This window comes from Herbidospora sp. RD11066 (assembly GCF_054661255.1).
In genome coordinates this window covers 730,856-746,398 of sequence record NZ_BAAGDO010000003.1, presented here as the reverse complement: position 1 = coordinate 746,398, position 15,543 = coordinate 730,856, and the positions used below count along the sequence as shown (strand labels likewise).

Here is a 15,543-nt window from a genome sequence, read left to right as displayed (position 1 = left end):
TGCACGCTATAACGACGCGACGTATCCTGCAGATGTATCAGCTCGATACATCGCTCATGCATACCGAGGAGGTGGTTCCAGTGACCGGGTCCAGAAGCGGTGTCCTGGAGCTCGCCGTCCTCGGCTCTCTCCACGAGAACCCGCTGCACGGTTACGAGCTGCGCAAGCGCCTCAACACCCTGCTCGGGATGTTCCGCGCGTTCTCCTACGGCTCGCTCTACCCATGCTTGAAGGGTTTGCTCAACGACGGCCTGATCGTCGAGGAGGAGCCCCCGGACGACGTGGTCCTCGGCCGACGGTCGAAGATCGTTTACAAGCTCACCGCCGAAGGGAAGGAGCGCCTTCAGGAGCTGCTGACCCAGGCGGGTCCGTCCTCCTGGGAGGACGAGAGCTTCGGCATCCACTTCGCGTTCTTCCGTCACACGGAGGCCGAAGTACGCCTGCGGATCCTCGAAGGGCGGCGCAGCCGCCTGGAGGAACGAATGGAAAACGTCCGCACGGCCCTGGCCCGCACCCGCGAGCGGCTCGACAGCTACACGCTCGAGCTGCAGCGCCACGGGCTGGAGTCGGTCGAACGCGAGGTCCGCTGGCTCAACGAGCTGATCAACACAGAACGGGCGCAAGCCGCCGATAAAAGCCAATCAGAACGGGACGAACGTCCCGGTTCCGATGAATAACGATCCAAAGGAGCGAGTGCGATGGGTTCGGTGCGCGTAGCCATCGTAGGTGTGGGGAACTGCGCCGCCTCACTGGTGCAGGGCGTCCACTACTACAAGGACGCCGACCCGGCCATGCGTGTGCCGGGCCTCATGCACGTCCAGTTCGGCGACTACCACGTCGGCGATGTCGAGTTCGTGGCGGCATTCGACGTCGACGCCAAGAAGGTCGGGCGCGACCTCTCCGAGGCGATCCTCGCCTCCGAGAACAACACCATCCAGTTCTGCGACGTGCCGCCGCTCGGCGTGAACGTCCAGCGTGGCCCGACTCTCGACGGCCTCGGTGAGTACTACCGCGAGATCATCCAGGAGTCCGACGACCACGCGGTCGACGTGGTCCAGGTGCTCAAGGACGCCCGCGTCGACGTGCTCGTCTCCTACCTCCCGGTGGGCTCGGAAGAGGCCGACCGGTTCTACGCGCAGTGCGCGATCGACGCCAAGGTCGGCTTCGTCAACGCCCTGCCGGTCTTCATCGCCTCCGACCCCGAGTGGGCCCAGAAGTTCACCGACGCCGGGGTGCCGATCGTCGGCGACGACATCAAGTCGCAGGTCGGCGCGACCATCACCCACCGGGTCATGGCCAAGCTGTTCGAAGACCGCGGTGTGGAGCTGCTGCGCACCTACCAGCTCAACTTCGGCGGCAACATGGACTTCATGAACATGCTGGAGCGTAAGCGCCTCCAGTCGAAGAAGATCTCCAAGACGCAGTCGGTGACCTCGCAGATCCCCCACGAGATGGCCAAGGCCGACGTCCACATCGGCCCGTCCGACCACGTGCCGTGGCTCGACGACCGCAAGTGGGCCTACGTCCGCCTGGAGGGCCGTTCGTTCGGCGACACCCCGCTCAACCTCGAATACAAGCTCGAGGTGTGGGACTCGCCCAACTCGGCGGGTGTCATCATCGACGCCGTGCGCGCCGCCAAGATCGCCCTTGACCGGGGCATCGGCGGGCCGATCCTGTCGGCATCGTCCTACTTCATGAAGTCGCCGCCGGAGCAGTACTCCGACGACGACGCCCGCGACGCGGTGGAGGCCTTCATCCGCGGCGAGGTCGAACGCTAGACCACAGCCGAGGGGCCCCGGGAATCTCCCGGGGCCCCTCGGCTTTTCTAGAGATCGCGTACGGCGGCCGGAAGCTCCGACGGATCGGCGATCGGCCACGTGAGGGGATCGGGCCCGAGGGCGACCAGCTGGGGGAGCTGCTCGGTGGCCCAGGGAGAGATCTCCAGCTCTCCGGCCAGCACCCGGTCGGAGAACTCCTTCCACGGCATCCACAGGACGCTGCCGACCTCGTCGGGGTTGGCGGTCGGCTCCTCGCCCACCAGAGCGCGGTAGACCGGGCACAGCTCGTGTTCGACCGTGCCGTCGGGCATGACCGCGCGGTAGGAGAAGCGGGGCAGCAGCAGGTCGACCGTGGAAACGGTCAGCGAAAGCTCGTGGGACAGCCGGCGAATGACGGCCGACGGGAGGCCCTCGCCGGGCAGGGGGTGGCCGCAGCAGCTGTTGGTCAGCACGCCGGGCCAGGTGATCTTGTGGTCGGCCCGCCGGGTGAGCAGGACGTTGCCCGACGCGTCGAAGACGTAGCTGGAGAAGGCCATGTGCAGGGGGGTGGCAGTGCCGTGGACCGTGGACTTGGGGGCGGTGCCCACCGCGTTGCCCTCAGGGTCAACAAGCACGACGTGTTCATCGTTCGTCACGCAATGAGACTACGGTCTCTTCCGTTCCGGTTCTGCCCTATCCGGGATGACCCTGATGTCCCAGGCTTGGGCCGCGCGTAGGCTGACCAACGTGTCCTACGTCTCAGATCTTCGTATCGTTCTGCGAGGCAGGGACTTCAGACGGCTCTTCGGCACCCGCCTGGTCTCGCAGTTCTCCGACGGGATCTTCCAGTTCGCGGTGGCCGGCTATGCCTTCTTCAGTCCTGAGAAGCAGACGTCGGTCGCCGATGTCGCGGCCGCTTTCGCGGTCCTGCTGCTGCCCTATTCGATCGTCGGCCCGTTCGCCGGGGTCTTCATCGACCGCTGGTCACGGCGGCAGATCCTGGTCATCGCCCCGCTCATCCGGGCATCACTCCTGCTCCTGTCGGCCCTCGTGGTCGTCGTCCAGGCCCCCGACTGGCTTTTCTACGCCACCGCGTTCGGCGTTCTGGGTGTGAATCGGTTCTTCCTCTCGGCGCTCGGGGCCTCTTTGCCCCACGTCGTACCGAAAGACACCCTCATGATCGCCAACGCGGTCACGCCGACCTCGGGGACCGTCGTGACGTTCGTGGGCGCGGGGCTCGGGTTCGTGATGCGATGGATCCTGGGGCCCGACCACATCGGTACCGCCGTGATCCTGCTCACCTCAGGTGTGATCTTCGCCTCCAGCGCGATGGTCGCCAGGAAGATGAGCCGGGAGCTGCTCGGTCCCTCGTTCGACCCCGACCGTCCACAGGCCCGCGACGCCGTGCGCAACGTCCTCAGCGGCCTGGTCGACGGCGTCCGTTACGTCGCGCACCGCCGCGGCCCGGCTGCGGCCCTCGGGAGCATGGCCGCCCACCGGGTCCTCTACGGCATGTCGCTCGGCATGGTGCTGATGCTCTACCGCTACTACTTCACCACCGACACCGAAGTGGGCCTGATGGCGCTCGGCGGCGTGGTGGCGACCTCGGGGCTGGGCTACTTCGCTGCGGCGTTCCTCACGCCGTGGGCGACCCAGCACTTCCGGATCGAGACGTGGATCCCGATCACCCTGGCCCTGTGCGGGGTGCTGGAGTTCCTGTTGTGCGTCCCCTTCCAGCAGTGGGGGTTCCTGGTCACCGGGTTCGTCACCGGTGTGCTGGGCCAGAGCGGAAAGATCTGCACCGACGTCGTGGTCCAGCGCGGCATCGCCGACGCCTACCGTGGCCGGGTCTTCTCGATCTACGACCTGCTGTTCAACGGCATGATGGTCGTCGGGGTCTCCCTGTCGGCGCTGTTGCTGCCCGCCGACGGCCGGTCGTTCCTCGTGCTGGCACTGATCACCGTGCTCTATCTCGTGGCGGCGGCCGCCTACCGGCTGGCCGTTCTTCCGGTCGTCCGGCAGGCGGAGCCGCTCACAGTGAAGCCGTAGCCGCCGCGACCATCGCGGCGGCGATGGCCGCCACCTCCGCCCGGGTGCAGGCGTAGGGCGGCATCGCGTAGACGAGTTTTCCGAAGGGGCGCAGCCAGACGCCGTGGTCCAGCGCGGCGTCCTGCGCCTTCTTCATGTCGACCGGCTCGTGACACTCGATCACCCCGATGGCGCCGAGGACGCGTACATCGGCGACCGACGCCTGCACCGGAGCCAGGCCCTTGCGCAGGGTCTCCTCGATGAGGCGGACCTCCTCGCGCCAGGGCCGCTCGGCCAGCAGGTCGAGTGAGGCGCCGGCCGCGGCGGCGGCCAGCGGGTTTCCCATGTACGTCGGCCCGTGCATCAGCAGCCCGATGCGCTCGGCGATCTCGGGGGTGGTCAGGGTGGCGGCCATGGTCATGTAGCCGCCGGTCAGCGCCTTGCCGACGGTGATGATGTCGGCCCTGACGCCCGCATGGCCGCAGCCGAACAGCTCGCCGGAGCGGCCGAAGCCGGTGGCGATCTCGTCGGCGATCAGCAGCAGCCCGTGGCGGTCGCAGATCTCCCGGAACGCCCGCAGGTAGGCCGGGTTGTAGAACCGCATCCCCCCGGCGCCCTGGACGACCGGCTCCAGGATCATCGCCCCGACCGCCGGATCGCCCGCCAGCCGGTCGACCTCGTCGAGGTAGGCCTGGTCGACCCCGGCCGTGTAGCCCAGCGGCGGCACCGGCGCGAAGACCTGCTCGGCCACCGCGCCGGTGAAGATGTGGTGCATCCCGTTGACCGGGTCGCAGACCGACATGCAGCCGAACGTGTCGCCGTGGTAGCCGCCCCGGACCGTCAGCAGCCGCCGCTTCCCGGTCGCCTGGACGGCCATCTTGATCGCGACCTCGACCGCGACGCTGCCCGAGTCGGCCAGGAAGACCTTCTCGAAGCCGGTCATCGCGGCCAGCTTCTCGGCCAGCAGGATCGCCGGCTCGTGGGTGAGCCCGCCGAACATCACGTGGGCCATGCGGCCGAGCTGGTAGGTGATCGCGGCGTCGATCTCCGGCACCCGGTAGCCGTGGATGGCGGCCCACCACGACGACATGCCGTCGATGACCTCACGCCCGTCGGCGAACGTGAGGTGGACCCCCTCGGCGCCCTCCATCACATGAGTGGGCACGGCGGGCGGCACGGTCGCATACGGGTGCCAGACGTGCTTCCTATCCAGCTCGGCCAGGTTCACTGCTGGGCCACCCATTCCAAGAGGCGGGCACGGGCGACGTCCTTGCCGAGCATGCCCTCGTCCATCCGGAGGTCGAGCAGGAACTTGTACGCCTTGCCGACCATCGGGCCCGGCGGGATGGCGAGGATCTCCTGGATCTCGTTGCCGTCGAGCTCGGGCCTGATCTTGGCCAGTTCCTCTTCGTCGGCCAACTTGGCGATGCGCTCTTCGAGCTGGTCGTAGGTGCGGGCCAGGGCGGCGGCCTTGCGCTTGTTGCGGGTGGTGCAGTCGGCCCTGGTCAGCTTGTGGAGCCGGTCGAGCAGGTGGTCGGCGTCGCGGACGTAGCGGCGGACCGCGCTGTCGGTCCACTCGCCGGTGCCGTAGCCGTGGAAGCGCAGGTGCAGCTCGACCAGGCGGGCCACGTCGGAGGTGACCTCCTTCGGGAACCGCAGAGCGGTCATCCGGCGCTTGGTCATCTGGGCGCCGACGACCTCGTGGTGGTGGAAGGAGACCCGGTTGCCGGGCTCGTTCCTGCGGGTCTTCGGCTTGCCGATGTCGTGGAGCAGCGCCGCCCAGCGCAGCACCCGGTCGGGCCCGGCCACCTCTTGGGCGATCGCCTGGTCGAGCACGATCAGCGTGTGCTCGTAGACGTCCTTGTGGCGGTGGTGCTCGTCGATCTCCAGCCGCAGCTTGGGCAGCTCGGGCAGCACGTGGTCGGCCAGCCCGGTGTCGACCAGCAGGGCCAGGCCCTCGCGCGGGTGGGCGCCGCAGATCAGCTTGTCGAGCTCGGCCTGGATGCGCTCGGCCGAGACGATCTCGATGCGGTCGGCCATCTCGGTCATCGCCCTGACCGCGTCGGGGTGGACGGTGAACCCGAGCTGCGAGGCGAACCGGGCCGCCCGCAGCATCCGCAGCGGGTCGTCGTCGAACGACTGCTCCGGGGTGCCGGGTGTGCGCAGCACCTTGGCGGCCAGGTCGCCCAGGCCGCCGTAGGGGTCGACGAACTCGCGGCCGGGCAGCCGGACCGCCATCGCGTTGACCGCGAAGTCGCGCCGGGCCAGGTCGGCTTCGAGCGTCTGGCCGTAGACGACCTCGGGCTTGCGCGACTTGGGGTCGTACGACTCGCTGCGGTAGGTCGTGATCTCGAGCTGCCAGTCGCCCTTGCGTACGCCGACCGTGCCGAAGTCGATGCCGATCGTCCAGATCGCGTCGCCCCAATCGCGCACGATCTCCAGGACTCGACCAGGATGGGCGTCGGTGGTGAAATCGAGGTCGGCCCCCGATCGGCCGAGCAGCACGTCGCGCACCGGCCCACCCACCAGGGCCAGTTCGTGGCCGTGCTTGGCGAACAGGTCGCCCAGTTCGTGGGCGACGGGTTCGATCCGGCGGAGCAGGTCGGCCAGAGCGTTCTCTATCGGGTTTGTAGGGGACAAGCTGGGTAGGTCCTTCGGTTACGGAACAGGTGCCACTGGGCTAATACACCTATGGCGATCAGCAGGCTACGTTCAGTGCAGATCTGTCGGGGGCCGGGAGAAGGAGCACACCAAATGCAGGACGCCCTCGCGATCCATCGCTGGCTCCTCGCCCGTCAAATCCACCATGAAATCGTACGGCTTCCCCGCGTCCTGACTTCCGCCGACGAACTGCCCGAGATGCTGGGTGTTCCACCCGAGACGTGCGTCACCGTCACCGTCTTCGACGTCACCACGCGCGGCTGCCGCGAATCGGTCGCGGTCATCAGCTCGGTGGCCGGCAAACCCCGGCCCGGCGTGATCGCCTCCGCGTTAGGCGCCGAACGGGTCCGCCCCGCCTCCTCCTACACGGTCAACGCCGTCACCGACTACGCGGCCGGGCTGGTCTGCCCGCTGCTGCTGCCCGAGAAGCTCACCCTCCTCATCGACCGGCGGCTGGTCGACGCCACCGACCCCGACGAGTTCGTCCACACCGCCACGGGCGAACGCATGACAGCCTTGCGACTACGCGCTGTGCATCTCTTCCCTCTGGCCTCGGGAAAGCCCGTGGAGCTCGCCGGTCACGGCCTGGCAAGCTGACATCGGCCATATGGCCGGGGCCTATAGCATTCAGGGCGTGCGTCGCCTCGGTCCCGTCTTGTTCGCCTTTCTGCTCGCCGGTGCGAGCCTGGCGATCCCGGCGGCCCCGGAGGCCGCCGCGGCTGCAGCACGCGCGGCCGACCCGGTCACGCTGAGTGAGTTCAGCCCCGAGTCCCCAGCTCGGCCCGACCAGGTCATCACCATCGCCGGCGCGGTCACCGGGATCCCGCAGAGCTTCGTCCGGGTCAGGCTGAAGTGGGCCGCCGGGCGGCCCTTCACCTCGCGGGCCGACATGGCCGCCTATGTCACCGGCCAGACCATCTTCACCACGTCGTGGAACACGAAGGTGGCGCCCACCCAGCTCGACGGCACCGGGAAGCTGCCGTTCACGGTCACCTTCACCCCGGCCGAGCTCGGCATCTCGCAGGCGGGCGTCTACCCGCTGGAGGTGGAGGCCGTCGACGGCGCCACCGAGCAGGTCGTCGGCGTCGAGCGGACCTTCGTGACGTTCGTCCCCAAGGGCACCGCCGTGAAGCCGACCCGGCTCGCGCTGGCCCTCCCGCTGACCGCCCAGCCGAAGCGGGCCGACGACCAGACGTTCGTCAACGACGACCTGTTCGGCGACGGCCGCCTCAACAACCTGCTGGCGCTGGCCACCGCGACCGAAGACACCGCCACCTGGTTCGTCGACGGGTCGGTGCTCGACGACGCCCAGCGCGTGTCGCGCCCCTACTTCCTGCCCGACGGCACCACCAAGGCCGGCCTCGCCCAGGGGGGCGAGTGGGTGACGTCGCTGCGGTCGGCGCTGGCCGACAACCCCGTGATGGCGATGCCCTACGCCGACGCCGACCTCGGGGCGATCGTCCACAACGGCCTCGACACCACCACGCCCACGTCGCTGCTGGTCGGGTCGTTCGCCACCAACCAGCTGCTCAAGCTGACCTCCGCCACCACGTCCACGGTCTGGCCGGTCGGGGGTGTGATCGACCGCGACACCCTCGACGCGCTGGCCGTCAACGGCGTCGACACGGTGCTGCTGGCCCAGGCCGCGGTGCCGCCGACGGCGACCGTGGCGCGGGCCGGTTCGGCCGGGGTGGTCGACACGGTGAGCGGGCCGGTGATCGTGCAGACGGCCGATCCGGTGCTCAGCGGGCTGCTCGGCACCGACGGCCGCGCCGCCGGGGCGACCGTGGCGGCCCGGCAGCGCTACATCGCCGAGACCGCCATGAACGGGCTCACGCCGGGCAAGGCGGCGCCGCTGATCGCGATGCCGTCCAACCACCTGTGGAACCCCGACCCGACGTTCATGAGCGCGCTGCTCAAGCCGCTGCCGTGGGTGCGCGACGTGTCGCTGGCCTCGATCCGGCCCGCCAAGAACGCGCCGGTGGGCGATCTGATCTATCCGGCGCAGGCGCGGCAGGTGGAGTTGCCCAAGTCGTACATGAGCGGGGTTCGCAAGCTCGACCGCACGGCCGAGGTCGCGATGGCGCTGCCGACCAGCGGGCAGCGGACCTACGACCGGGCGGTGCTGCGGCTCACCTCGGCGTCGTGGCGGGGCGGCAAGAAGGCGCCCGGGTTCGCCCGGCAGCTCAACTCGGCGATCGTCAAGCAGATGGACAAGGTCTTCATCGTCGGCGCCGACGACCCGTTCGCGGTGGCCGGCAACAACGGCCGCATCCTGGTGACGGTCCGCAACACGCTGCGCGAGAACGTGAAGTTCAACCTCGAGGTCCAGTCGCGCGACCCCGACCAGCTCCAGGTCGAGGCGCCCGGCGGGATCTTCACCCAGGAGCAGGCCGAGGTCCAGGCCGGTAAGGCCGGGTCGTTCGAGATCCCCGTCGTGGTGCCCGCCGACCACGGCCGGGCCACCTTCGACGTGCAGCTCCTGACGCCCGACGGCCGGAAATACGGCAAGCCGACGAAGATCGTCATCTCCGCCACCGGGTACACCGGCATTGCCCTGGTCATCGTCGGCGTGGCGGTGACGATCATGCTGGCCGCCGTGGTGATGCGGCTGCTGCGCCGCCATCAGCGCAAGGATCCGGTCTTCCCGGCGCCCGTGCCGATGCCCAGGGAGCAGGAGGAGCCCCAAGGGGCGTAGCCTTCGTCTCGCTGTCGCCGGGTGGATCAAGGAGTCGATCGATGAGCCGGATGCTTCGCGCGAGCGCGATCATGGCGGCGGGCACACTCGTGTCGCGTCTGACCGGTTTCCTCCGGACCGCCATCCTGGCCTCGGCCATCGGCGTCAAGATCCTGGGCGACGCCTACAACGTCGCCTACATGATCCCGTTCGTGCTGCTCGACCTGCTGATCACCGGCGTGCTGAGCAGCGTGGTGGTGCCCGCGATCGTGCGGCGGCAGAAGACCGACCCCGACGGGGGAGCCGCCTACGAGCAGCGGCTCCTGACCGTCGCCGCGCTCGGGCTCACCGCCGTCGCGATCATCGCGGTCGTGCTGGCGAAACCCCTCGTGCTCCTGTACGCCGACAAGCTCCCCCCCGAGGGCGTCGCGGCGGCCGTGACGATGGCCCAGTTCATCCTCCCCCAGATCGCCTTCTTCGGCGTGGGCGCCGTGGCCGGGGCGATCCTCAACACCCGCGACCGGTTCGCCGCCCCGATGTGGGCGCCGGTGCTGAACAACATCGTGGTGATCGGCGTCGCGGCGGCCTACCTGCTGAGCGGCGGCCCCTCCAACGTCGACCTGGTCACCCAGGCCGACCTGATGCTGCTGGGCCTGGGCACCACCGCCGGCATCGTGGCCCAGGCGATCGTGCTGGTCATCGCGCTGCTGCGGGCCGGGGTGAAGTTCCGGCCGAGGTTCGACCTGCGCAACGCGGGCCTGGGGGAGATGGCCCGGCTCGGCGCGGGCGCGCTCGCCTTCACGGTGATCAACCAGATCGGCTTCGTGGTCACCACCAACCTGGCCGTCGGCGCCGGTGCGGCCGCCGACGCGGCGGGCGTGCACGGCCGGGGCATCACGCCCTACTCCTACGCCTTCCAGCTCTTCCAGCTTCCGTACGGGATCATCGCGGTGTCCGTGATCACGGCCCTGCTCCCCCAGCTCAGCCGCTACATGCACGACAAGGACTTCGAGTCGGCCCGGCGTGAGTTCGCGGGGGGGGTGCGCACGGTCAGCGCGCTGATCGTGCCCGCCGGGCTGCTGCTGATGGTCCTCGGGCCCTCGGTGACCGTGCTGATCTTCGGCCGCGGGGCGGTCTCGATCGAGCAGGCCATCTACATCGGCAACGTGCTCCAGGTGTTCGGGCTCGCGCTGGTGCCGTTCTCGATCTTCCAGTTGCTGCTGCGGGTTTTCTACAGTCTCGGCGACACCCGCACTCCGGCGGTGATCGCGGGGGCGAACGTCGTGGTCAACGCGGCAATTGGGCTCACTTTGTACTTCACCATCCCGCCCGACCTTGTTGTCATGGGTTTGGCGGGTTCGTTCACCGTGACATACGTTCTGGCGTGCGTCCTCACGTGGGTGCTGGCGTCGCGTCGGGTCAACGGGCTCGGCGGGCGGGCCGTCGCCTCGGGGCTGATGCGCATGTACCTCGCGGCCATCCCGGCCGCCCTCGTGGCGCTGGCGGTGCTGTGGGGGAGCGTGCGGATCACCGAGGTGAGCGTGCTCAGCTCGCTGGCCGTGCTCGTCGTCGGCGGCGGTCTCGCGCTTGGTGTCTACCTTGTTATCGCGCACCGTCTGGGCATTCCGGAAGTGCGGTCCATTATTGGAATGGTGACGAGACGGGTAGGACGCTAACGGTTTCCGTGCCAACGGGGCTTAAGGTCCGGTTGATGCGACTCCGAAGGGGAAGGCGGGCAAGACCGGCGCGGCACTAGCATGGTGCGCCACAGGGGACGCGGTAGAGACGTAGCAGGAACAGTGTCGAGCGGAAGCGGGCAGGTGTGGGCGGATCCACCCGGAATCGACTGCCGTTCTTGGGAGCGGCGGCGTGAGCATGTCCACTGTCGAACCCGGAACCCGTCTCGCTGATCGTTTCCGCCTGGAAGACCGGGTGAAGGAGTCTTCCGGGGCCACCCTGTGGAAGGCCATCGACGAAGTGCTGGCACGGCCGGTGGCCGTCCACACGTTCTCCCCCGATTTCGAACGCCAGTCGGAGGTCGTGACCGCCGCGCGGGCCGCCTCCCGGCTCACCGACCCCCGGCTCACCCAGGTCTTCGACGCCGCCGACGAAGACGGCGTCGCCTATGTCGTCAGCGAGTGGGTCTCCGGCGAGAGCCTGCTCGACCTGCTGTCGGCCGGTCCGCTCGAGGCCGAGCGCGGCGCCGCCCTGGTCGCCGAGGCCGCCGAGGCGATGGCCCACGCCCACGCCCACGGTCTGGCCCACCTGAACCTCACCCCCAGCCGCCTGATGTGGACCTCAGGGAACACCGTCAAGCTGCTCGGGGTCGGCGTCGACGCCGCCATCCTCGACGCCACCGACGGCCTGTCCGACGAGGAGATGGCCCACGCCGACGCCCAAGGTCTCGGCCGCCTGCTCTACGCCGCCCTCACCGGCCACTGGCCCTCCAGCGAGGACTGCGGCCTGCCCGAGGCCCCCGTCGACGACCACCACTACTGCACCCCGCGCCAGGTCACGGCGGGTGTGCCCGGCTACCTCGACACGATCGCGGCCCGGATCCTCAGCCTGCGCCGGGGCGCCGAGCCGATGGACACCCCCGACGAGATCGCCGAGGCGCTGGCCGAGGTGCCCCGCCCGGCGCCCGCCTCGGTCTCGACCGTCCCGCCGTCGATCGAGCTGCGCTCCGAGCCGGTCGACACGCTGGGCCGGCCCGCGATGCCGCCGATCATCCACCGCCCGCCGCCCCCGCGCCGCTCCCCCATGCTGTCGCGGTTCCTGCTGACCGTGGTGGTCCTGCTGGCCATGGTCGTGGTCGGCGTCGGCGCCTGGACGCTCGGCAAGAGCCTGGGCACCGAGCCCGCCGTCCCCTCGGCGTCCCCGACGTCCGCGGCGGAGGAGAACACCGCCGTGAAGCCCACCGAGGTGAAGATCGCCGGCGCGGTCGGCTTCGACCCGCTCGGCGACGGCGAGGAGCGCAACGAGCTGGCCGCCCTGGCCATCGACGGCTCCGCGACCACCGACTGGCACACCGAGACCTACGGCGGCCCCGACTTCGGCCGCCTGAAAGAGGGCGTCGGCCTGCTGCTCGACCTGGGCAAGGAGATGCGGCTGACCCAGGCCGTGATCGACTTCGGCGAGTCGGGCGGCACCGTCGAGCTGCGCACCGGCACCTCCCCCGAGGCCGACAGCCTGAAGACCTTCCTCACCCGGCCGAAGGTCACCGGCAAGGTCACCTTCGACCTCAACGGCTCGTCGAAGACCCGCTACCTGCTCGTGTGGTTCACCGAACTGCCGCCGCACAACAACGGCTTCCGCACCATGATCCGCGACGTGAAGCTCCTGGCCTTGAAGGATTGAGCAGGCCGGTTTGATCTGGTTTACGCGCTTTGCCAATCGCAGAGGGAAGTATGGTGGCACCATCGTGCACGTGAACCCCTCGGGATCGGCAGACCAGTGACCTCGCCGCCAGACCTTCCCCAGCCGGCCGATCCATCGGATCGGCCGGTGCTGAGTGATGCCGATCTGCTGACCCGTCACATCGAGGGCGACACCGCGGCGTTCAGCGAGATCGTCAAGCGCCACCGCGACCGCATGTGGGCGGTGGCCCTGCGGACGCTGGGCGACCCCGACGAGGCCGCCGACGCGGTCCAGGACGCCTTCGTCTCCGCCTACCGCAAGGCCGAGAGTTTCCGGGGCGACGCCGCCGTCACGACGTGGCTGCACCGGATCGTGGTCAACGCCTGTCTTGACCGTATGCGCCGGAAATCGGTCCGTCCGGTGGCCGACGACGAGCTCATCGAGGCCGCGGAACGCGACATGCCGCTGCCCGACCAGACGGCCGAGCGCGAGGTGTCTCTCGAGGTCACGGCCGCGCTCAAGCTGCTGCCCGCCGACCAGAGGGCCGCGCTGGTGCTCGTCGACATGATGGGCTACTCGGTCGAGGACGCCGCGGCCGTACTGGACGTGCCGTCCGGAACGGTGAAGAGTCGATGTGCGCGGGGGCGCGCGAAACTTGCCCCGATTCTTTCGCATCTGCGGAACCGATCAGACCTCACTCGCGTCTCATCCCCGAAGGGAGCAGAACTTCGTGACGGGTGACACGCACTACGACCTGGAGATCCTGGCCGAGCTCGCCGAGGGACTCCTCGACGACGTGACGGCCCTGGAGGTCCGGTCGCATCTCGCGATCTGCGACGCCTGCGGGGAAAGCCTCGCCGGTCTGGCCGCGGTTCGCGAACTCCTCTCAGCGGTCCCGGTGACCGCGATGCCGCTGGGCGTCGCGATGCGCATCGACCGGGCCCTGGAAGCGGAGGCGCAGCGGGGTGGCCTCCGCCTCGTCGAGGAGCCGAACTGGGACGAGCTCATGAAGGACTCGCCCTGGGAACAGCCTGCCGAGCCGGTCGTCAAGCCGATCTCCGAGCCGGTCGTCGAGCCTCTCGTGGTGCCGCTGGCACCGGCGGCCGCTCGCCGGAAGAAGTCCCGCCGGGCCTGGGCCATGCCGATCACGGCGGCCGCCGCGGCCGCGGTGGTGTTCGGCGGAGTCGGGCTCGCCACGCAGCTGGTGGCGTCCGGTACGGGTGACGGCGGGGTCGTCCAGACCCAGGCCGGGCCCGCGGTCTCGCCCGAGCGCACGCCGCAGAAGACGGCCGAGTCGGCCTGGGCGGTCCGGGCCAGCGGCCACAACTACACCTCGCGCGAGCTGAACGGCCCGCTGCTCGGCTACTTCGGTCCCGAGCCCGGCACCGGCAGCAACAGCGACGAACAGACCGACAAGTGCGTGGCGCGCAAGGCCAACGAGCTCGACCGCCAGCCGATAGCGGTCGACCGGGCCTTCTACAACGGGCAGGACGCCACGATCATGGCCTTCTGGGAGGACAAGACGATCAACGCGGTCCGCGTGGTCGTGGTCGGCTCCAACTGCCACAATCTGCGCCCCGAGGGTCTCGCGACCTGGAACTGAGTTTTCACTGATCAAGGCCTCGCGGAATACCGCGGGGCCTTCGTCATGCGTGGCGGGAATCGCCGACGCCTAGGATCTGTTGACGCCCGTGCAGACATGAAGGAAAGGCAGAGCGTTGAGCGACGTCCGTAACGTGATCATCATCGGGTCGGGCCCCGCCGGCTACACGGCGGCCGTCTATTCCGCCCGCGCCGATCTACGTCCCCTGGTGTTCGAGGGCTCGGTGACCGCCGGTGGCGCCCTCATGAACACCACCGACGTGGAGAACTTCCCCGGGTTCCCCGACGGCATCATGGGCCCCGACCTCATGGACAACTTCCGCAAGCAGGCCGAGCGGTTCGGCGCCGAGCTGATCGCCGACGACGTCCTCGAGGTCGACCTGGAGGCCAACCCCAAGGTCGTCAAGACGTACACCGACACCTACTACGCCAAGTCCGTCATCCTGGCGACCGGCTCCGGCTACCGCGAGCTCGGTCTGACCAACGAGAAGCGGCTGTCCGGCAAGGGCGTGTCCTGGTGTGCCACCTGTGACGGGTTCTTCTTCCGCGACCAGGACATCGTGGTCGTGGGCGGTGGCGACACCGCCATGGAGGAGGCCACCTTCCTGACCAGGTTCGCCCGGACGGTCACCGTCGTGCACCGCCGCGACGAACTGCGCGCCAGCAAGATCATGCAGGAGCGGGCGTTCAACAACGACAAGATCCGCTTCCTGTGGGACAGCGAGGTCGTCGACGTCCTGGGCGACGCCAAGGTGTCCGGCGTGCTCGTCCGCAACCTCAAGACCGGCGAAGAGACGACCGTCGAGGCCACCGGCCTGTTCCTGGCGATCGGCCACGACCCGCGCAGCGAGCTGGTCAAGGGCCAGATCGACCTCGACGACGAGGGCTACGTCAAGGTCGAGGCCCCCACCACCAAGACCAACATCCCCGGCGTCTTCGCCTGTGGCGACCTCGTCGACCACACCTACCGGCAGGCCATCACCGCAGCCGGCACGGGCTGTGCCGCGTCGCTCGACGCGGAGCGCTGGCTCACCGACCAGGAATAGTTCCGAACCATTTTTTCAAGGAGAGCCATCGTGGGCACCGTCAAGAACGTCACCGCCGCCGACTTCACGGCGGAGGTCCTCCAGAGCGACAAGCCCGTCATCGTCGACTTCTGGGCCGAGTGGTGCGGGCCGTGCCGCCAGGTCGCGCCGATCCTCCAGGAGATCGCCAACGAGCACGCCGACAAGCTGACCGTCGTGAAGCTCAACATCGACGAGAACCCGGACATCGCGCGTGACTACGGCATCCTGCAGATCCCGACGATGAACGTCTACAAGGGCGGCGAGGTCGTGAAGCAGATCATCGGCGCCAAGCCGAAGGCCATGCTCCTGCGCGAGCTCGACGGCATCGTCTAAGCACGTTTGAAAGCCCTCCCCGCGGGGAGGGCTTTCTTTTTGGTTCTGTACGGCTCTCAGA

14 protein-coding genes are annotated in these 15,543 nt (G+C 68.9%); 11 read left to right on the top strand and 3 right to left on the bottom strand.

The window, feature by feature from the left end:
- Positions 1-80: 80 nt before the first annotated feature.
- Positions 81-677: a PadR family transcriptional regulator gene (locus ACYQ78_RS15055; RefSeq protein WP_459801781.1), complete on the top strand. Its 597-nt coding sequence runs from the start codon at positions 81-83 to the stop codon at positions 675-677.
- Between the two features lie 21 nt (positions 678-698).
- The gene (locus tag ACYQ78_RS15050) at positions 699-1,778 is read left to right on the top strand and encodes an inositol-3-phosphate synthase (protein WP_459801435.1); all 1,080 of its coding nucleotides are present in this window, start codon (positions 699-701) and stop codon (positions 1,776-1,778) included.
- Positions 1,779-1,825: 47 nt separating this feature from the next.
- Here the strand turns inward: ACYQ78_RS15050 and idi are convergent, their stop codons facing one another.
- Positions 1,826-2,413 carry an isopentenyl-diphosphate Delta-isomerase gene (gene idi, locus ACYQ78_RS15045; RefSeq protein WP_459801434.1) on the bottom strand — a complete coding sequence of 196 codons (588 nt, stop codon included), beginning with the start codon at positions 2,411-2,413 and terminating at the stop codon, positions 1,826-1,828.
- A 91-nt stretch (positions 2,414-2,504) separates the two neighbouring features.
- Between idi and ACYQ78_RS15040 the strand changes: the two genes are divergently transcribed.
- Positions 2,505-3,806: an MFS transporter gene (locus tag ACYQ78_RS15040; RefSeq protein ID WP_459801433.1), complete on the top strand. Its 1,302-nt coding sequence runs from the start codon at positions 2,505-2,507 to the stop codon at positions 3,804-3,806.
- On the opposite strand, the gene ACYQ78_RS15035 is transcribed toward ACYQ78_RS15040, so the two are convergent.
- Both ACYQ78_RS15035 and ACYQ78_RS15030 read right to left on the bottom strand, forming a co-directional pair.
- A complete protein-coding gene (locus ACYQ78_RS15035) occupies positions 3,790-5,007 on the bottom strand; it encodes an adenosylmethionine--8-amino-7-oxononanoate transaminase (protein ID WP_459801780.1) in 1,218 nt (405 codons plus the stop codon). The two genes, ACYQ78_RS15040 and ACYQ78_RS15035, sit on opposite strands and share 17 nt — an antisense overlap.
- A 2-nt stretch (positions 5,008-5,009) precedes the next feature.
- The gene (locus tag ACYQ78_RS15030) at positions 5,010-6,425 is read right to left on the bottom strand and encodes a CCA tRNA nucleotidyltransferase (protein ID WP_459801432.1); all 1,416 of its coding nucleotides are present in this window, start codon (positions 6,423-6,425) and stop codon (positions 5,010-5,012) included.
- A 114-nt stretch (positions 6,426-6,539) separates the two neighbouring features.
- On the opposite strand from ACYQ78_RS15030, the gene ACYQ78_RS15025 reads away from it, so the two are divergent.
- From ACYQ78_RS15025 to trxA, 8 genes are all read left to right on the top strand, one after another.
- On the top strand, positions 6,540-7,043 hold the full coding sequence (locus tag ACYQ78_RS15025; RefSeq protein WP_459801431.1) for a YbaK/EbsC family protein: 504 nt from the start codon (positions 6,540-6,542) through the stop codon (positions 7,041-7,043).
- 37 nt (positions 7,044-7,080) lie between these two features.
- Complete coding sequence (locus ACYQ78_RS15020) at positions 7,081-9,144, top strand: DUF6049 family protein (RefSeq protein ID WP_459801430.1); 2,064 nt, start codon at positions 7,081-7,083, stop codon at positions 9,142-9,144.
- Between the two features lie 41 nt (positions 9,145-9,185).
- Complete coding sequence (murJ, locus tag ACYQ78_RS15015; RefSeq protein WP_459801429.1) at positions 9,186-10,799, top strand: murein biosynthesis integral membrane protein MurJ; 1,614 nt, start codon at positions 9,186-9,188, stop codon at positions 10,797-10,799.
- 199 nt (positions 10,800-10,998) lie between these two features.
- The gene (locus ACYQ78_RS15010) at positions 10,999-12,480 is read left to right on the top strand and encodes a protein kinase family protein (RefSeq protein ID WP_459801779.1); all 1,482 of its coding nucleotides are present in this window, start codon (positions 10,999-11,001) and stop codon (positions 12,478-12,480) included.
- 96 nt (positions 12,481-12,576) lie between these two features.
- Complete coding sequence (sigM, locus tag ACYQ78_RS15005; RefSeq protein ID WP_459801428.1) at positions 12,577-13,221, top strand: RNA polymerase sigma factor SigM; 645 nt, start codon at positions 12,577-12,579, stop codon at positions 13,219-13,221.
- Positions 13,211-14,083, top strand: a complete 873-nt coding sequence (locus ACYQ78_RS15000) for an anti-sigma factor family protein (protein WP_459801427.1) — start codon at positions 13,211-13,213, stop codon at positions 14,081-14,083. The genes sigM and ACYQ78_RS15000 overlap by 11 nt, the downstream gene beginning before the upstream one ends.
- A gap of 115 nt (positions 14,084-14,198) precedes the next feature.
- Positions 14,199-15,128: a thioredoxin-disulfide reductase gene (trxB, locus tag ACYQ78_RS14995; RefSeq protein ID WP_459801426.1), complete on the top strand. Its 930-nt coding sequence runs from the start codon at positions 14,199-14,201 to the stop codon at positions 15,126-15,128.
- A gap of 30 nt (positions 15,129-15,158) precedes the next feature.
- Positions 15,159-15,482, top strand: a complete 324-nt coding sequence (gene trxA / locus ACYQ78_RS14990) for a thioredoxin (protein ID WP_459801425.1) — start codon at positions 15,159-15,161, stop codon at positions 15,480-15,482.
- Positions 15,483-15,543 lie beyond the last annotated feature (61 nt).